The following is a 16,974-nucleotide window of genomic DNA, read 5'->3' as shown; positions in this document are numbered from 1 at the left end:
TCGGGCTCGCGTCGGGGGTCAGAAGCCGAGGCGTCCGAGCTGCTTCGGGTCGCGCTGCCATTCCTTGGCCACGCGGACGTGCAGCGAGAGGTAGACCCGCCCCCCCACGAGGGGTTCGATGCCGGCACGCGCACGGGCGCCGACGTCGGCGAGGCGCGAGCCCTTGCGGCCGATGATGATCGCCTTCTGGCTGTCGCGCTCGACGACGATGTTCGCCCACACGTCGGTCAGGTCGCTGTCTTCGCGCGGGGCGACGTCGTCGATGGTCACCGCGATCGAGTGCGGGAGTTCGTCGCGCACACCGTGGAGGGCCGCCTCGCGGATGATCTCGGCGATGCGATCCTCGAGCGTCTCATCGGTGACCACGCCGTCGGCGTACAGCGCGGGACCGGCGGGCATGAGCGCCAGCAGCTCGTCGCACAGCACGTCGAGCTGGTCGTTCGTGACGGCCGACAGCGGGATGACGGCATCCCAGTCCTCGCGCAGCGCATCGACCTCGAGGAGCCGCTCGGTGATCTGATCGCGCGAGGCGGCGTCGGTCTTGGTCACCAGCGCGACCTTCTTCGCCCGGGGGTAGCCCGAAAGCGACTCCGCGATGCGGCGGTCACCGGGACCGACCTTCTCGGTCGCGGGGGCGCAGAACGCGATCACGTCGACGTCTCCCAGCACCTGCTCCACGAGATCGTTGAGGCGCTGCCCGAGCAGGGTGCGAGGGCGATGGATGCCGGGGGTGTCGACGACCACCAGCTGGCCGCCGGGGCGGTTCACGATGCCGCGGATGGCGCGACGCGTGGTCTGCGGCTTCTCGCTCGTGATGGCGACCTTCTCGCCGACGAGGGCGTTGGTCAGCGTGGACTTGCCGACATTGGGCCGGCCCACGAAGGTCACGAAACCGGATCGGGTGTCGCTCATCTGTCGTTCCTCTCGCGCGCGGAGGCGTCGGCCTCGGCGTCTTCGTCTGTGGGGGTCTCGGCGCGCTCCACGATGACCGTGGCGATTCCCCGATTGCGGCCGCGTGACGCGCCGCCGGTGAGGACGAGACCGGAGTGCTCGGCGGTCGCGCCCGGCTGCGGGATGCGACCGAGGGCCTTGCCCAGCAACCCGCCGACCGAGTCGACGTCGTCGTCGTCGAGTTCGAGGCCGAAGAGGTCGCCCACTTCGTCGAGCCCGAGCCGGGCGTTGACGCGGTAGCGACCGTCGCCGAGCTCGACCACCTCGGTGGAGGGGGCGTCGTACTCGTCGGCGATCTCGCCGACGAGCTCCTCGATGAGGTCCTCCATCGTGACCAGGCCCGCGACGCCGCCGTACTCGTCTACGACGAGGCACACGTGTACGGCATCTTTCTTCATCTGCTGCAGCAGGGTCTCGGCCTTCATCGATTCGGGGACGAACACCGCGGGCCGGGCGATGCGGCGGATGGGCGCATCGCGCCAACCGGCCTCGTCGCGGAACCCGTACTGCACCAGGTCTTTCAGGTAGAGCATGCCGACGATGTCGTCGGCCTCGTCGTCGGCCAGCGGCACGCGCGAGACGCCCTTCTCGAGGAAGAGCGACAGCGCCTCGCGCGAGGTGGCCGCGGCATCCACGCTGACCATGTCGGTGCGCGGGACCATCACCTCGCGCACGTAGCGGTCGGTGAAGTCGAAGACGGAGTGGATGAGCTCCCGGTCGTCCTCCTCGATGAGCTCGTTCTCGGCCGCCTCGTCGATGATGCTGAGCAGCTGCTCCTCCGACGCGAACGACGTCGAGTGCGAGATGCCGGGCGTGACGCGGTTTCCGACAGCCACCAGGCCGTGCGCGAGCGGTCCGAGCAGGATGCGCATGCCCCGGACGACGGGAGCGCCGCCGGTCAGCAGCCCGCGCGCGTGCTGACGGCCGACCGACCGGGGGCTCGCACCGACGGCCACGAACGAGATGCCGGTCATCAGCACGGCGGCGGCGAGGACGGCGAGCCAGATGTCGTCGAACATCAGCATGAAGGCGGCGGCCACGAGCACCGCCGCGGTCGTCTCGGCGAGCACACGGATGAACGACACCGCCGTGACGTGGGCGCTGGTGTCATCGGCGATGCGCCGCAGCGCCCGCGCGTTGCGCCCGGAGACGCCGAGCTCGAGCAGGTCGGTGCGGGAGGTCACCCCCAGGGCCGCCTCGAACGCCGCCATCAAGCCGCCGAAGGCGACGAGCAGGAAGGCGGCGACGAGGAGGAGCGCCTCGGTCATGCGCGGCGGTGGCGCTCGACGGCCTGGAAACCGGTGATGAGCTCGCGCTGCAGTCCGAACATCTCGCGCTCCTCGTCGGGTTCGGCGTGGTCGAACCCGAGGAGGTGCAGCAGGCCGTGCGTGGTGAGGAGGATGAGCTCGTCTTGCGTGGAGTGCTTGGCCGCGACCGCCTGGGTCTCGGCGACCGCCGGGCACAGGACGATATCGCCGAGGAGACCCGCGGGGGTCGGCGCGTCTTCGGATCCGGGGCGCAGCTCGTCCATCGGGAAGCTCAACACGTCGGTGGGACCCGGCTCGTCCATCCACTGCACGTGCAGGGATTCCATGGCGCCCTCGTCGACGAGCACGATCGCCACGTCGGCGTCGGCACTGACGTGCAGCTCGGCCAGGTTGTACTCCATCAGGCGCAGCAGCACCTGCTCGTCGACCTGGTGGTCTGACTCGTTGTTGATCTCGATCGTCATGAGCGGTTTCGTCTCGGGAGGTGATCGCGGGGACCGGCGGCGCTCTGGCCGCGTCGCTCCGCACGGGTGGCGAACTCACTGGCCTCGTCGCGCTCACGACGGGCCGCGAGGCGCTTCTCGTCGTACTCGCTGTAGGCGTCGACGATGCGGCCGACCAGGTTGTGGCGCACGACGTCGGCGCTGGTGAGGCGCGAGAAGTGGATGTCGTCGATGTCGTCGAGCACGCGGGTGACGAGCCGGAGTCCCGAGGCGCCCTGGGGCAGGTCGACCTGGGTGATGTCGCCGGTGACGACCATGCGCGTACCGAAACCGAGACGCGTGAGGAACATCTTCATCTGCTCGGGGGTGGTGTTCTGCGCCTCGTCGAGCACGACGAACGAGTCGTTCAGCGTGCGCCCGCGCATGTAGGCCAGCGGGGCGACCTCGATGGTGCCGGTGGCCATGAGCTTCGGGACGATGTCGGGGTCCATCATCTCGTTGAGCGCGTCGTAGAGCGGGCGCAGGTACGGATCGATCTTGTCGGTCAGGGTGCCCGGCAGGAACCCGAGGCGCTCCCCCGCCTCGACGGCGGGGCGCGTCAGGATGATGCGGTTGACCTCTTTGCGCTGCAGCGCCTGCACGGCCTTGGCCATCGCGAGGTACGTCTTGCCGGTACCGGCGGGCCCGATGCCGAAGACGATGGTGTTCTCGTCGATCGCGTCGACGTACTCTTTCTGGCCCGCGGTCTTGGGACGGATGACCTTGCCGCGCGACGACAGGATCGCCTCGCCCATGACCTCGGAGGGCCGCGGGCCCCCGTCGGAGCGCAGCATGCGGTTCGAGCTCGACACGTCGGACGGATCGAGACCCTGGCCCGAGCGGGTCATCGAGAGCAACTCGTCGACCAGCCCACGCGCTGCGCGCACCGCGTCGGGTGCGCCCGAGAGCGTGATCTCGTTGCCCCGTACGTGCACGTCGACGTCGGGGTGCTCCTTTTCGACGACGCGCAGGAGGCGATCCTGCGGGCCGAGCAATTGCACCATCGCCACGCCGTCGACCTCGATGCGGTCGGAGACGTTCTGTTCGGGGGAATCAGCCACCCAGGCTCTTTTCGTTCAGGCCGCCCGCGAGGACGTGGGCGTGCACGTGGAAGACAGTCTGACCGGCACCCTCGCCGGTGTTGAAGATGAGTCGGAAGTCGCCGTCGGAGTGCTCCGCGGCGACGGAATTCGCGAGACCGACGACCTCGGTCAGCAGATCGGGGTCGCCCGCGGCGAGTTCGACGACGTTGCGGTACTGCTGCGTCTTGGGGATCACCAGCAGGTGCACGGGCGCCTGCGGCGCGATGTCGCGGATCGCGAAGGCGTTCTCGGTCTCCGCCACGATCTCGGCGGGGATCTCGCCCCGCAGGATGCGCGTGAAGATCGACGGTTCGCTCATGGCATCCAGTCTAGTGACGGCCTCCGACACCCCGGCCTGGTGGGACGCACGGGGATGCGATCGCCCGTGACGGATGTCACCAGCGCCCGTGCGCCGCCGAGAGCACCGAGATCGCCGCCGCACCCGCGGTCGAGGTGCGCAGCACCGTGTCGCCGAGGCGCACGATCCTCGCACCGGCGTCGGCCAGTGCGGACAGCTCCTCCGGCGCGATGCCCCCTTCGGGACCGACCACGAGCACCACGTCGCGCCCGTCCGTCGCCTCACCCGCGACGGCGGTGAGGCGATCGGATGCCGATGGCTCGAGCACCAGGACGAGCGCGGCGCCCGCGAGGGCGACGAGATCGGCCGTGCGGGCGACCCGCTGCACCTCGGGAATCCAGGCGCGGTGGGCTTGCTTCGCCGCCTCGCGCGCGATGGTCTGCCAGCGTGCGATGCCCTTCTCGGCCTTGGCATCCCACCGCGAGACGCTGCGCGCGGCCTGCCACGGCACGATCGCATCGACACCGAGTTCGGTCGCGGCCTGCACGGCGAGCTCGTCGCGGTCGCCCTTGGCGAGCGCCTGGACGAGGACGAAGCGCGGGGTCGCCGCCGGACGGTCTTCCCGCCCGGTCACCCGCACCTCGACCTGCTTCGGCGTCGCCGCGGTGACGAGGCCCTCGAGCCACGCCCCGCGCCCGTCGCCCAGCGTCACCGCCTCATCGACCCGCACGCGGCGGACGGCCGCGGCGTGGTGCGCTTCTGCTCCGGTGAGCGTGACGGCATCGCCCGGCTGAGCGGATGCCGCCTCGTCGGTGACGAAGTGCAGCGCCACGGTCAGTGCCGGAAGCGGTCGCGGAACTTGCTGAACATGCCCTGCTGGTGCTCGGCGAGCCGGGGCTTGGGTGCCTTGGTGCGCTTGGCGAACTCCTCGATGAGGGCACGTTCGCGGTGGTCGAGGCGCGTGGGGGTCACGACGTGTACGCCGACCTTGAGGTCACCGCGCTGGCTCCCACGCAGCGGCGTGATGCCGCGGCCCTTGATCGTGAGGACGTCGCCGGACTGCACGCCCGCGCGCACCTCGAGGTCGACGTCGCCGTCGAGCGACTGGATCGTCGTGGTGGCGCCGAGGATGGCATCCGGCATCGAGACCTCGAGGGTGGCGACGAGGTCGTCGCCGTCACGGCTGAAGGCCTCGTGCGCCTCGACCGTGATCTCGAGGTACAGGTCGCCGTTGGGACCGCCCGCGGGACCCACCTCGCCGGAACCGGGAAGCTGCAGGCGCAGACCCGACTCCACGCCGGCGGGGATGTCGACCGACACGGTGCGGCGCGCGCGCACGCGCCCCTGACCCTGACAGGTGCCGCAGGGGTACGGGATGGTCGTGCCGTGCCCCTGGCACACGGTGCAGGGAGCGCTGGTGACGACGTTTCCGAGGAGGCTGCGGACGGTGCGCTGCACGTGGCCGGAGCCGTGGCAGATGTCGCAGGTGACCTCGCTCGTGCCCGGCTGGGTGCACGAGCCCTGACAGGTCTCGCACAGCACGGCCGTGTCGACCTCGAGGTCGCGGTGGGCGCCGAACACGACATCGCCGAGCTCGAGGCTCACGCGCACGAGGGCGTCCTGACCGCGCTCACGGCGCGAGCGCGGGCGGGGACCTCGGCCCCCACCGCCCTGACCGCCGCCGAAGAAGGTCTCGAAGATGTCGCTGAACCCGCCGAAGCCGGCTGCTCCCCCGCCACCGAACGGGCTCTGGTCGCCGCCCATGTCGTACCGGCGCCGTTGCTCGGGGTCGCTGAGCACGTCGTAGGCGTGGGTCACGAGCTTGAAGCGCTCCGACGCGTCGTCGCCGGGGTTCACATCGGGGTGAAGCTGGCGCGCGAGACGTCGGTACGCCTTCTTGATGTCTTCCGGGCTGGCGTCGCGTTCGACGCCCAGGACCTCGTAGTGGTCAGCCACAGTCGCCTTCCTGCCCGCTCTCGCGGGGTCGTTCGGGTGTGATGCTCGTCAGCGTGCGCTGTCGTCGTCTTCGAGCATGCGGGTCAGATAGTGGGCGACGGCGCGGACCGCAGCCAGGTTCGACGAGTAGTCCATGCGCATCGGGCCGAGGAGGCCGACGCGGGCGCCGCCGGTGGAGCCGTCGTAGCGGCTCGCGAGCACCGAGGCCTCGACGAGGCCGAACGGTTCGTTCTCGCGACCGATGCTCGCAGACAGCCCCTTCTCGTCGGCCACCATCTCGGTCATGAGTCGCAGCAGGGTGACCTGCTCTTCGATGGCCTCGAGCAGGGGGTAGATGCTGCCGCGGAAGTCCTGCTCGCGCTTGGCGAGGGTGGCGGCACCGGCCATGACGAGGCGATCCTGGCGGAACTCCTCGAGCTCTTCTCCGACGACTCGCAGCACGGCGTCGGCGATGGCCTCGATCACCACACCCGGCCGCGGTGCGTCGGCCGTCGCGTCACCGACGCGTTGCACGCACTCGGCGACGCTGCGGCCCACGAGCACGGCGCCCACCCGGGCACGGAGCTGGACGATGTCGGCCTCGGTCGGCTCGGCCGGCACGAGCGCGATGCGTTGGGAGACCCGGCCGGTGTCGGTGACGAGGATGACGAGCACCCGGGGGCCGCCGAGAGCGACGAGCTCGACGTGCGACACGTTCGCGCGCGCGAACGACGGGTACTGCACGATGGCGACCTGGCCCGTCAGTTGCGTGAGGGCGCGCACGGTGCGGGCGAGCAGGTCGTCGAGATCGCCCGCCTGATCGAGGAAGGACGTGATGGCGCTGCGCTGCGCGCTCGAGAGCGGACGCAGCTCGGCGAGGTGGTCGACGAACACGCGGTAGCCCTTGTCAGTGGGCACGCGCCCCGACGAGGTGTGCGGCGCGACGATGAGTTCCTCGTCTTCGAGCAGGGCCATGTCGTTGCGGATCGTCGCCGCCGACACCCCGAACGCGTGGCGGTCGACGATCGCCTTGCTCCCGACGGGCTCGCGGGTGTCGACGTAGTCCTGCACGATCGCGCGGAGCACCTGAAGGCCGCGTTCCGACACCATGCGCAGCTCCTCCCGTTTGGCACTCGACTCGATTGAGTGCCAATTCTACGGGATCGGCACGACCCCGTGTCGGGGCCTCGCGGATGCCGTCTTCCGGTCGGGCCGGCATCGGCGTCGCTGCCGGCGGTGATGCTCGTGTCCTCCCCCGCGCGGAACGCGTCGGTGTGCGGGGAACGCCACGACGAGGCGTTTCCGCCGCCGGATCGCGTTTCGCGCCCTTTCCCCGACGCGCGGCAGGGACTCCGGATCGCGCAAGGGGATGTCAGGCGGTGAGCGCCCGCACCACGGCATCCGCGAGCAGACGTCCGCGGCGGGTGAGTACGATGCGTCCGCGCACGGCATCCGCGCCCTCCACGAGACCGTCGGCGATGAGGGATGCCACGGCCTTGCGCCCTTCGCCGAGCAGCTCCGACACCGCCAGGCCCTCGCGGATGCGGCTGCGCAACAGCACGGACTCGAGCCGGCGGGCGGTCTCGTCGGGGCGTTCGCGCGCCGCGGCCGGCGACTCCTCAGCAGCCAGACGCTGCGCGTAGGCGGCGGGGTGCTTCACGTTCCACCAGCGGAGGCCGGCGACATGGCTGTGGGCTCCGGGTCCGAAACCCCACCAGTCGGTGCCCTGCCAATAGGCGAGGTTGTGACGCGACCGGTGCGCCACGCCCCGCGACCAGTTCGACACCTCGTACCAGTCGTACCCGGCGGCCGCGAGCAGCTCGTCGGCCAGCTCGTACATGTCGGCCTGCAGGTCGTCGGAGGGCTCCTCCACGACGCCCGAGCGGATCTGCCGGGCGAGCTTGGTGCCGTCCTCGACGATCAGCGCGTACGCCGAGATGTGGTCGGGCTCGAGCGCGGTGGCGGCGTCGAGCGACGCACGCCAGTCGTCGAGCGACTCCCCCGGCGCGCCGTAGATGAGGTCGACCGAGACGTCGAGTCCGGCCCGTCGCGCCGCCGCGACCGCCGTGGCCACGTTTGCCGGGTCGTGGGTGCGGTCGAGCGCGGCCAGGACGTGCGGCCGGGCGGACTGCATGCCGATCGACACGCGGGTGATCCCCGCCGACGCGAGCGAGTGCATCACGGCGTCGTCGACGGTGTCGGGATTGGCCTCGACGGTCACCTCGGCGCCGTCGGCGATGCCGAACTCGGTGCGCACGGCATCCAACATCCTCGCCAGCTCGCCGGGCGGGAGGAGAGTGGGCGTGCCGCCCCCGAAGAACACGGTGGATGCCGCGCGGCGACCGCCCGCGGCATCCATCACCCGACCCGCCAGACGTACCTCTGCGGCGAGGGTGTCGGCGAAGTCGTCTTGCCGCGCGCCGCGCAGTTCGCTCGCGGTGTAGGTGTTGAAGTCGCAATAGCCGCAACGCACCCGGCAGAAGGGCACGTGGAGGTACACGCCGAAGTCGGCAGTGGGGTCGACGGCCAGGTCGTCGGGGAGGCGGCCGTCGGTGGGAGCAGGGTCTCCGAGGGGTAAGGGCCCGCCCATCAGGACGTGTACAGCGGCGAGATCGCGCGCAGGTACCGGGCGAACAGCGCCTTGCGGCGGCGGCGCACGCGGCTGGTGAAGAGACGGTAGGTGGGCGCTGTCGGACGATCGAACGCGCGCACGACGAACCAGACCTCGTCGTTGTCGCGCCATTCGAGCGAGAAGAGTTCCTCGCCGCTGACGATCGAGTGACCCACGGTGCCGAGGATGAACCCGACACGGCGGGGCTCCTCGAACACCGAGATGACGCGCAGCTCGGCATCGGCGCGGTGACCGTCGACCTTGCCGTGCAGGTGCACACCCGTGCCGGGGCTGACGAACGGCGTGCCGTCGGCGGCGAAGCGCTGCTCGGCTTCGAGGCGGCTGGGGGCGACCGGGGCACCCTCGGCGTCGAACCCGACTCCGGCGTAGCCTTCTCCGGATGCCGGGCGTACGTCGGTGATGCTGAGCTCTTCGCCGCGCAGCGGGGCCCACGACAGCAGCAGCTCGCCTGCCGCGACGAAACGCTCCTCACCGCTGCCGATGCGCCAGGCATCTTCTGCGGGCACGGAGTGCTCCGGCGGGTACTGCATCAGGTCGGGCGCCTGGGTGGCGCCGACCGCCGCGTAGTCGACCGTGTCGTCGGTGAAATTCTGCCGTCGCATGATCCACCCCTCTCGGTTGGGTGCGTTACTTCTTGGCCTCGACGTCGCCCGACAGCGCGGCGATGAACGCCTCCTGCGGCACCTCGACGCGACCCACCATCTTCATGCGCTTCTTGCCCTCTTTCTGCTTCTCGAGGAGCTTGCGCTTGCGGGTGATGTCACCGCCGTAGCACTTGGCGAGAACGTCCTTGCGGATGGCGCGGATGGTTTCGCGCGCGATGATGCGGGCGCCGATGGCGGCCTGGATCGGCACCTCGAACTGCTGGCGCGGGATGAGCTTGCGCAGGCGCTCGGCCATGAGCGTGCCGTACGCGTACGCCTTCTCGCGGTGCACGATCGAGCTGAAGGCGTCGACCTTCTCGCCCTGCAGCAGGATGTCGACCTTGACGAGGTCGGCGGTCTGCTGGCCGGCCGGTTCGTAGTCGAGGCTCGCGTATCCCTGCGTGCGCGACTTGAGGTGGTCGAAGAAGTCGAACACGATCTCGCCGAGGGGCATGTGGTATCGCAGCTCGACCCGGTCTTCGCTGAGGTACTCCATGCCGAGCAGGGTGCCTCGGCGCGTCTGGCAGAGTTCCATGACCGTGCCGACGTAGTCCTTGGGCAACAGGATGCCGACCTTCACGATCGGCTCCGACACCGAGGCGACGCGCCCGTCGGGGTACTCGCTGGGGTTGGTGACCGAGACGGTGTCGCCGGTGTCGGTCGTGACCTCGTAGGTCACCGACGGCGCCGTCGTGATGAGGTCGAGCCCGAACTCGCGCGAGAGGCGCTCGGTGATGATCTCGAGGTGCAGCAGACCGAGGAAGCCCGCGCGGAAGCCGAAGCCGAGAGCGACGGAGGTCTCGGGCTCGTACTGCAGCGACGCGTCGGACAGCTTGAGCTTGTCGAGCGCCTCGCGCAGCTCGGCGTAGTCGCTGCCGTCGATCGGATAGATGCCCGAGAAGACCATGGGCTTCGGGTCGGTGTATCCGGGCAAAGCCTCGGTGGCGGGCTTGCGGTGGGTCGTGATGGTGTCGCCGACCTTCGACTGGCGCACGTCTTTCACACCGGTGATGAGGTAGCCCACCTCGCCGACGCCGAGACCCCGCGTGGGCACCGGCTCGGGGCTGGAGACACCGATCTCGAGCAGTTCGTGGGTCGCGGTGGTCGACATCATCTGGATGCGTTCGCGCGGCTGCAGCGACCCGTCGATCATGCGGACGTAGGTGACCACACCGCGGTACGCGTCGTAGACCGAGTCGAAGATCATCGCGCGCGCCGGCGCGTCGGGCTTGCCGACCGGGGCGGGGATCTTCTCGACGATCAGGTCGAGCAGCTCTTCGACGCCCATGCCGGTCTTACCGCTCACGCGCAGCACGTCTTCGGGGTTTCCCCCGATGAGGCCCGCGAGCTCGGCCGCGTATTTCTCGGGGTCGGCCGCCGGCAGGTCGATCTTGTTCAGCACCGGGATGATCTGCAGGTCGTTCTCGAGCGCCAGGTAGAGGTTGGCGAGCGTCTGGGCTTCGATGCCTTGAGCTGCGTCGACCAGCAGGATCGCACCCTCGCACGCGGCCAGCGAGCGACTGACCTCGTAGGTGAAGTCGACGTGGCCGGGCGTGTCGATCATGTTCAGCGCGAACGTGCCGTCGGTGGTGGACCACGGCATCCGCACCGCCTGCGACTTGATCGTGATGCCGCGTTCGCGCTCGATGTCCATGCGGTCGAGGTACTGCGCGCGCATGTCGCGGTCGCTGACGACGCCGGTGATCTGCAGCATGCGGTCGGCCAGCGTCGACTTGCCGTGGTCGATGTGGGCGATGATGCAGAAGTTGCGGATCTGCTCCGGCGGGGTGGCAGACGGCTCGAGGGGCTTCAGGGCGCGCGGTGACATGTTCCGTCGATTCTACGGTGGCGCGCCGACATCGCCGTCCGCGAACCCTCGGGGCCCCGGCATCCGACCCTCGTCGTCGGCGCAGGCAGCCCGAGCTCGCCGCCCCACGCGCGCACCTCCGGAGTCGCTTCGCGTGAGGTCGTCGCGTTCGTGCGACCCCGACGCCCGCGCTCACAGGTCCGCCGCGGCGCGCCCTCCTACAGTGGATGCCATGACGGTCCAGGTCGTGTTCGTGCACGGCATCCGTACGTCGTCCACCATGTGGCGGGCGCAGGCAGCTCACCTGCGGCAGCGGGGCAACGGGATGATCGCCGTCGACCTCCCCGGGCACGGCACCCGGCGTGGCGAACCGTTCACGCTCGAGGAGGCGTTCGCCACGATCGATCGGGCGGTCCAGGATGCCGCGGCCCGCGGCCCCGTGGTCCTCGTGGGGCACTCCATGGGCGGGTTGCTGTCGATGGAGTACGTCGGTCGCGAAGATCCGCCGCCGGTCGCCGCCCTCGTGGCGGCGTCGTGCACCTCGCTCCCCCGCGGACCGGGGCTTGCGACGTACCGCTTCCTCATCCGACGGGCCGACGGCCTCCCCGACCGCGGATTGGGCTTCACGAATCGCGTGCTCGACCTCACTCTGCCGCCCGAGACGCGACCCGACTTCGGCGCGGGCGGATACGCCTTCGAGGCGCAGGACTCCGCCCTCGCATCGCTCACGAACCTCGACCTCATGGCATCCCTGCGCCGCATCGACGTTCCGCTGTGGTTCGTCAACGGGCAGTGGGATCAGTTACGACTCAACGAGAAGCTGTTCACGACGCTGGCCCCGCACGCCGAGCTCATCGTCGTACCGCGGACGACGCACATCGTCACGGCGATGCGCCCCCGCGTCTTCAACGCCGTGCTGGACGTGGCGCTCACCACGGTGGAGGCGTCCAGCTGATAGACTCGGTCCTTGGCTTGCGTGTGGGGTTTTTCCCGACCTCCACGACCGCCGGTGCGGCGTCCCTCTACCGCTCGCCCGGCACATCCAACACTCACCTACACGAAAGACCGTCGACGTGGCGAATATCAAGTCGCAGATCAAGCGCAACAAGACCAACGAGAAGGCGCGCGAGCGCAACAAGGCCGTCAAGAGCGAGCTGAAGACGCACGTGCGTCGCACCAAGGAGGCCGTGCTGGCCGGCGACAAGGAAGCCGCCCAGAAGGCCCTCGTCGTCGCGACCAAGAAGCTCGACAAGGCCGTGAGCAAGGGTGTCATCCACTCGAACCAGGCCGCGAACCGCAAGTCGGCCATCGCGAAGTCGGTCGCCGCTCTCTGAGCGCACTTCTTCGACAGCCCGTCCCGCTTCTGCGGGGCGGGCTTCGTCGTTTCCGGGGTGCGGTGAGCGATGCGGCGGCAGGGCGCGCTTCACGGGGCGGGGCGTAGTGGAGCGTGTCGCGGGGGCGGGGCGGGGCGCGTGCCGCGAGGCGCGCGGTGCGTGTGCGGCCGGCAGCGATGGCGGCCGAGTCTGTGCGGGCCGCGCCGTGAGCGCAGGTCCGGATGGTGCGGAGCGGAGGGGATGCGGCGAGCGGAGGACGGATAAGCGCGATTCGGTCCTCCCCTCCCCGAATCTCCTCCGCTCCCCACGTCTTTGTCTCCGGTTTCGGGTCCCGAGGCGCCGAGCCCGGCTCCCGTAAGCCCGCCGGTGCCCGACGCGCCGACCCCGGCCACCCGTCGCACGGCCGTCGCCCGCGTGCGGAGCGGAGGGGATGCGGCGAGCGGAGGACGGATGAGCGCGATTCGGTCCTCCCCTCCCCGAATCTCCTCCAGCCGTCACCCGGTGGGACGGCGCCCGTCGGTGGTTTCGGCTCGTGCTGATCGCGACGAGCCGCGCCGACGAGGGGTCCGGCGCTGCATCGCGCGTCGCGCGAACTCGTCCCTGCGGAGGATGCGGGCTCGGGCCCCCCTTTCTCGCGTGGATGCCAGGAGGTACGACATGCAGAGCGAACGTGCGGCGAAGTTCTTCGGCGACCGAGAGGACCCGCGACAGCGGCTCGCGGAGTTGTTCGGCGGTGAGGTGCCCGCGGGAGGGCAGCCCCCGGAAGCGGCACTGCGATGGGCGGCCGTCGTCGCCTCACCCGATCATGGAGAGGTCGTCGTCGTCCGCGACCTTCGCCGGGCGGAGCCCCGACTCACCCTGATGGCGGCGACGTTCCTTGCGCGGCATCTCATCCGCCGCTGAGCGGATGCCGCTGAGCGAACCCCGCGGTGCGTGGCGGAGGGCTCAGTCGCCGTAGGGCGCGCGCGTGGCGATGATCGTGATCATCCGCTCGAGGGCGAAGACCGAGTCGCGCGAGGCGCCCTTCACCTCGGCGTCGGCGCGGGCGGTGGCGTGGATGGCCATGCCGAGCGTGCCGCCCGTCCAGCCGACCAGGTCGCGACGGGCGCGGTCGACCTGCCAGTCCTTCATGCCGAGCCGTTGCGCGAGCATCGACGACGACTCGCGGGTGCCGGCGACCCGTGCCATCGTCCGCAGCTTCATGGCGACCGCGGCGACGAGGGGCACGGGATCGGCCCCGGATGTCAGCGCGTGGCGGAGCGCGAGAAGCGCGGGGCCGTACTGGCCGGCGATGGCGGTGTCGGCGACGGTGAACGCCGAGGTCTCGACGCGTCCGCCGTAGTAGCGCTCGACGGTCCGTTCGTCGATGTCGCCGGGGACGTCGGCGATCAACTGCTGGCAGGCGGCCGCCAACTCGGTGAGGTCGTCGGCGAACGCGGACACGAGGGAGCGCAGGGCGACCGGCGCGATGCGCTTCTGCGCCGCCTTGAACTCGCCGACGGCGAAGTCGAAGCGATCGGAGTCGCGCTTGACGGCAGGACAGGCGATCTCGATACCGCCACCCTGACCCGACCGGATGCCGTCGAGCAGTTTCTTTCCGCGCACGCTCGCGCCGGTGTGCCGCAGCACGACCGTGGCGCCGTCTTGGGGAAAGGCCAGGTACGACACCGCCTCGGTGAGGAAGGTGTCACTGCATTTCTCGACCCCGCTCACACGCACGAGCCGGGGTTCACCGAACAGGGAGGGCGAGGTGACGCTGAGCAGGGTGCCGGCTGCGTAGTCGTCCGCGCGGATGTCGGTGACCTCGAGGCTCGGGTCTTCGCTCTTGAGCATCGAGCGGATGCCCGCGGTCGCACGCTCGGCGCAGACTTCTTCCGGCCCCGAGATGAGCACGATCGGTGCCGGTTGCGGGGCTCGCCACGACACCTGAGGGATGGCCGACTTCGCCTTCGCGGGGGCGGAGCGTCGAGGTGCCGGAGTCACTCACCCAGACTACCGATCGGCTCCGACACTGCGTCCCGGTGGGCGGCTCGAGCCCCCATCCCGTCGATCCCGGACGACGTGCGGGTCCGGGGCGAACCGGATCACCGCATCCATCCCGGACGTCGCCCGGGGCGGGGGCGAGCCGTCCCGGTCCGCTCACCCGTCGGCGTGCGCCCATCCCCCTCGGATCCACCGCACGCTTCCACCCGCACCCGCGCCCGCCCTCGCCGTCTCGCGCGGCGCCGGGCTCGGGCTCTCCGGCGCCCTGGGCTCCCCCGCATGCTCCCTCCAGAGGGTCAGCCGACCGTCGGCATCGAGCCAGGCGGCCAGCGCTCCATCGTGATCGGTGCGCCCGATCGCGGTTCCGAGCGTCTCCAGCATCGACAGGAGCGAGGCGGTCGGGTGGCCGTAGCCGTTGTCGGCGCCCACGCCGATCAGCCCTACGGCCGGGTGCAGGTCCCGGTAGAGGTCGGCATCCTGATCCGCGCTTCCGTGGTGCGAGACCTTGACGATCTGCACGCGGGGCACGTCCACCCGCCGACGCAGGGCCGCCTGCGACTCCTCCCCGAGATCGCCGAGGAGCACCGTTCGCGGGAAGCCGGCGCCCGCGACGTCGACCGCGACGCTCGCGTCGTTGCCGGGTTCGGCACGCGGGGGCGGGCCGAGCGCCTGCCACCGCGTGCCGCCCAGTGCCCCCGCGGTGCCCGTCGTCGCCTGCTGGAGCTGCGCGCCCGCCGCCGCGAAGCGGTCGAGCAGTCGTCGGTCGGCATATCCGTCGACCGGGCCGTGCACGACGAGGGCGGCCCGACCGATCACGGCCGGTGACCCTCCGACGTGGTCGAGGTCGAAGTGGGTGAGGACGAGCAGGTCGATCCGGTCGATCCCGAACTGCGTCAGACAGCGGGTGAGCGCCGCCGGGTCTGGACCGGTGTCGACCAGCGCGGTCGCATCCCCGGAACGCCACATCGTCGCGTCGCCCTGCCCGACGTCGCACATCGCGACCTGCCACGCCGAGGGCACGGTGAGGGGACCGGCGACCGTGCGCACGGCGGTACTCCCCAGAACCAGACCGACGACGACGGCCATCGCCGCCGATGCGACGCCCGTGAGGCGGGGCAGACGTCGAGGGCGCACGATCGCCAGATGGACGGCCGCGCCCACGAGAGCGAGGAGAACCGCTCCTGCCGGCCCGTCGGGCCACGGCAGGTTCTGTGCGGCGACCGACGACGTCGTGTGCGCCACGGCGGCGATCCACGCCGCGGGGACCCAGGCCAGGGCCGTCAGCCCGTCGCGTAACCACGGGAACGGCGCGATGCAGGCGAGTGCTCCGGCGATGGTGGCGGGGGCGGCGGCCGGATCGGCGACGAGGTTCGCTGCCACACCGAGCAGGGGTACATGCGGGTCGATGAGCACGATGAGCGGGCCGCAGACGATCTGGGCCGACGTCGGCACGGCGACGACGAGGGCGAGGGCTCTCGGCATCCATCGCTCGAGGCCCCCGGCGAGCGGACGGGCGAGCATGAGCAGCGCGCCCGTCGCCGCGGCGGACAGCGCGAAGCCCAGGGAGCGCGCCAGCCACGGGTCGACGACGAGCAGCACGGTTACGGCGAGGGAGAGCACCGCAACGCCGATGGCCGGGCGACCCAGGGCCACCGCGATCATCGCCACCGAGGCCATGGCGGCCGCCCGGACGACACTCGGCTCCGGAGTGACGAGAGCGACGAACGCGGTGAGAACGACGAACGCCCCACCGACGCGAAGGCCGCGGGGCGCGCCGCACAGGGCGAACAGCGCGAAGGCCGCGCCCACCACGATCGCGCAGTTCGCGCCCGAGACCGCGGTCAGGTGCGAGAGCGAGGACGCGTTCATGGCGGCCTCGGTCGCCGGGTCGAGGCTGGAGGTGTCGCCGACCGCGAGGCCCGGGACGAGACCGGCACCCGGCTGCGGCAGACCCCGCGTGGACGCGACGAGTCCATCGCGGAGACCCTCGAACCCCGCCCAGACACCGGTCGGCTCCGTCGCCGAGATCACCTCGCCGGCCCGGATGACGAGCACTGCACGCTCCCCCGTCCCGGCCGGGATCGCACGCCCCGATAGCGACACCGTGCTGCCCATGCTCGCCCGCGCCAGCGCCGCTCGCCCGCCTGGATCGACGAGCACGCGGGCCGGAATCGATCCGACCACGGTCGCGTTCCCCGCGCGCACCCTCGAGGCGGCCGCGTCGAACCAGGCACCCCCGTCGGCCGATCCGTCGATGCGCCCGGTGACCGTCACGTCGAGCTCGAGGTGTCGACCGCCCTCCGCTTCCAGCGCGGCGACCTGCGATCGCACGGGAGCGAGGGATGCCACGGTCCCCGCGGTCGCGGCGGCGCACGCGAGCGCGACGGCGGCGACGGTCACCACGGGATGGCGACGCCACACCAGGACGGCGGTGGCGATGCACGACAGGAGGCCGAGCCCGACCGCGAGGAGGACGGCATCCGGGATCGCGGTGGACAGCCCCGCGGACGCCCAGGTCACCGCCGCGACCGACACCGGGCGTAGTGCTCGGCGCCTGA

Annotated in this window: 16 protein-coding genes; 3 read left to right on the top strand and 13 right to left on the bottom strand. The window is 70.9% G+C overall.

What is annotated here, in order from left to right:
- Positions 1 to 18 precede the first annotated feature (18 nt).
- The 11 genes from era to lepA all read right to left on the bottom strand — a co-directional run bounded on the left by era (position 19) and on the right by lepA (position 11,120).
- Positions 19 to 912: a GTPase Era gene (gene era / locus QRO03_RS09575; protein WP_285137266.1), complete on the bottom strand. Its 894-nt coding sequence runs from the start codon at positions 910 to 912 to the stop codon at positions 19 to 21.
- Positions 909 to 2,219, bottom strand: a complete 1,311-nt coding sequence (locus QRO03_RS09570; RefSeq protein ID WP_285137265.1) for a hemolysin family protein — start codon at positions 2,217 to 2,219, stop codon at positions 909 to 911. Before QRO03_RS09570 ends, era begins: the two co-directional genes overlap by 4 nt.
- Positions 2,216 to 2,683, bottom strand: a complete 468-nt coding sequence (gene ybeY / locus QRO03_RS09565; protein ID WP_183419804.1) for an rRNA maturation RNase YbeY — start codon at positions 2,681 to 2,683, stop codon at positions 2,216 to 2,218. The genes QRO03_RS09570 and ybeY overlap by 4 nt, the downstream gene beginning before the upstream one ends.
- Complete coding sequence (locus QRO03_RS09560; RefSeq protein ID WP_243222340.1) at positions 2,680 to 3,705, bottom strand: PhoH family protein; 1,026 nt, start codon at positions 3,703 to 3,705, stop codon at positions 2,680 to 2,682. The genes ybeY and QRO03_RS09560 overlap by 4 nt, the downstream gene beginning before the upstream one ends.
- Positions 3,706 to 3,754: 49 nt before the next feature.
- The gene (locus tag QRO03_RS09555) at positions 3,755 to 4,102 is read right to left on the bottom strand and encodes an HIT domain-containing protein (protein WP_285137264.1); all 348 of its coding nucleotides are present in this window, start codon (positions 4,100 to 4,102) and stop codon (positions 3,755 to 3,757) included.
- Between the two features lie 76 nt (positions 4,103 to 4,178).
- Positions 4,179 to 4,913: a 16S rRNA (uracil(1498)-N(3))-methyltransferase gene (locus QRO03_RS09550; protein ID WP_285137263.1), complete on the bottom strand. Its 735-nt coding sequence runs from the start codon at positions 4,911 to 4,913 to the stop codon at positions 4,179 to 4,181.
- A 2-nt stretch (positions 4,914 to 4,915) separates the two neighbouring features.
- Positions 4,916 to 6,037, bottom strand: coding sequence for a molecular chaperone DnaJ (dnaJ, locus tag QRO03_RS09545; protein ID WP_285137262.1), 1,122 nt, complete (start codon positions 6,035 to 6,037; stop codon positions 4,916 to 4,918).
- A gap of 48 nt (positions 6,038 to 6,085) precedes the next feature.
- Complete coding sequence (gene hrcA / locus QRO03_RS09540) at positions 6,086 to 7,126, bottom strand: heat-inducible transcriptional repressor HrcA (RefSeq protein WP_285137261.1); 1,041 nt, start codon at positions 7,124 to 7,126, stop codon at positions 6,086 to 6,088.
- Between the two features lie 262 nt (positions 7,127 to 7,388).
- The gene (gene hemW, locus QRO03_RS09535; protein ID WP_285137260.1) at positions 7,389 to 8,606 is read right to left on the bottom strand and encodes a radical SAM family heme chaperone HemW; all 1,218 of its coding nucleotides are present in this window, start codon (positions 8,604 to 8,606) and stop codon (positions 7,389 to 7,391) included.
- Positions 8,606 to 9,250, bottom strand: coding sequence for a DUF1990 domain-containing protein (locus QRO03_RS09530; RefSeq protein ID WP_183419811.1), 645 nt, complete (start codon positions 9,248 to 9,250; stop codon positions 8,606 to 8,608). Before QRO03_RS09530 ends, hemW begins: the two co-directional genes overlap by 1 nt.
- Positions 9,251 to 9,275: 25 nt before the next feature.
- Complete coding sequence (gene lepA, locus QRO03_RS09525; protein WP_285137259.1) at positions 9,276 to 11,120, bottom strand: translation elongation factor 4; 1,845 nt, start codon at positions 11,118 to 11,120, stop codon at positions 9,276 to 9,278.
- A 211-nt stretch (positions 11,121 to 11,331) separates the two neighbouring features.
- Here lepA and QRO03_RS09520 point away from each other — a divergent pair, with 211 nt between their 5' ends.
- The 3 genes from QRO03_RS09520 (at position 11,332) to QRO03_RS09510 (ending at position 13,336) form a co-directional block, all read left to right on the top strand.
- Positions 11,332 to 12,054 carry an alpha/beta fold hydrolase gene (locus QRO03_RS09520; protein ID WP_285137258.1) on the top strand — a complete coding sequence of 241 codons (723 nt, stop codon included), beginning with the start codon at positions 11,332 to 11,334 and terminating at the stop codon, positions 12,052 to 12,054.
- A 118-nt stretch (positions 12,055 to 12,172) separates the two neighbouring features.
- On the top strand, positions 12,173 to 12,433 hold the full coding sequence (gene rpsT / locus QRO03_RS09515; protein ID WP_183419814.1) for a 30S ribosomal protein S20: 261 nt from the start codon (positions 12,173 to 12,175) through the stop codon (positions 12,431 to 12,433).
- A 657-nt stretch (positions 12,434 to 13,090) separates the two neighbouring features.
- The gene (locus tag QRO03_RS09510) at positions 13,091 to 13,336 is read left to right on the top strand and encodes a hypothetical protein (protein WP_285137257.1); all 246 of its coding nucleotides are present in this window, start codon (positions 13,091 to 13,093) and stop codon (positions 13,334 to 13,336) included.
- Between the two features lie 42 nt (positions 13,337 to 13,378).
- Here the strand turns inward: QRO03_RS09510 and holA are convergent, their stop codons facing one another.
- A complete protein-coding gene (gene holA / locus QRO03_RS09505; RefSeq protein ID WP_285137256.1) occupies positions 13,379 to 14,416 on the bottom strand; it encodes a DNA polymerase III subunit delta in 1,038 nt (345 codons plus the stop codon).
- A 156-nt stretch (positions 14,417 to 14,572) separates the two neighbouring features.
- Positions 14,573 to 16,936 carry a ComEC/Rec2 family competence protein gene (locus tag QRO03_RS09500; RefSeq protein WP_285137255.1) on the bottom strand — a complete coding sequence of 788 codons (2,364 nt, stop codon included), beginning with the start codon at positions 16,934 to 16,936 and terminating at the stop codon, positions 14,573 to 14,575.
- Between the last annotated feature and the right edge of the window lie 38 nt (positions 16,937 to 16,974).

Source organism: Microbacterium sp. lyk4-40-TSB-66, assembly GCF_030209475.1.
Lineage (GTDB): Bacteria > Actinomycetota > Actinomycetes > Actinomycetales > Microbacteriaceae > Microbacterium.
The sequence above is the reverse complement of the archived record's forward strand: the minus strand, read 5'-3'. Positions and strand labels throughout refer to the sequence as shown.

What these genes read in the sequence shown, in the direction of transcription:
- era (WP_285137266.1), bottom strand. Translation starts at nt 912, where the DNA reads ATGAGCGACACCCGATCCGGTTTCGTGACCTTCGTGGGCCGGCCCAAT.
- QRO03_RS09570 (WP_285137265.1), bottom strand. Translation starts at nt 2,219, where the DNA reads ATGACCGAGGCGCTCCTCCTCGTCGCCGCCTTCCTGCTCGTCGCCTTC.
- ybeY (WP_183419804.1), bottom strand. Translation starts at nt 2,683, where the DNA reads ATGACGATCGAGATCAACAACGAGTCAGACCACCAGGTCGACGAGCAG.
- QRO03_RS09560 (WP_243222340.1), bottom strand. Translation starts at nt 3,705, where the DNA reads ATGGTGCAATTGCTCGGCCCGCAGGATCGCCTCCTGCGCGTCGTCGAA.
- QRO03_RS09555 (WP_285137264.1), bottom strand. Translation starts at nt 4,102, where the DNA reads ATGAGCGAACCGTCGATCTTCACGCGCATCCTGCGGGGCGAGATCCCC.
- hrcA (WP_285137261.1), bottom strand. Translation starts at nt 7,126, where the DNA reads ATGGTGTCGGAACGCGGCCTTCAGGTGCTCCGCGCGATCGTGCAGGAC.
- hemW (WP_285137260.1), bottom strand. Translation starts at nt 8,606, where the DNA reads ATGGGCGGGCCCTTACCCCTCGGAGACCCTGCTCCCACCGACGGCCGC.
- QRO03_RS09530 (WP_183419811.1), bottom strand. Translation starts at nt 9,250, where the DNA reads ATGCGACGGCAGAATTTCACCGACGACACGGTCGACTACGCGGCGGTC.
- lepA (WP_285137259.1), bottom strand. Translation starts at nt 11,120, where the DNA reads ATGTCACCGCGCGCCCTGAAGCCCCTCGAGCCGTCTGCCACCCCGCCG.
- QRO03_RS09520 (WP_285137258.1), top strand. Translation starts at nt 11,332, where the DNA reads ATGACGGTCCAGGTCGTGTTCGTGCACGGCATCCGTACGTCGTCCACC.
- QRO03_RS09510 (WP_285137257.1), top strand. Translation starts at nt 13,091, where the DNA reads ATGCAGAGCGAACGTGCGGCGAAGTTCTTCGGCGACCGAGAGGACCCG.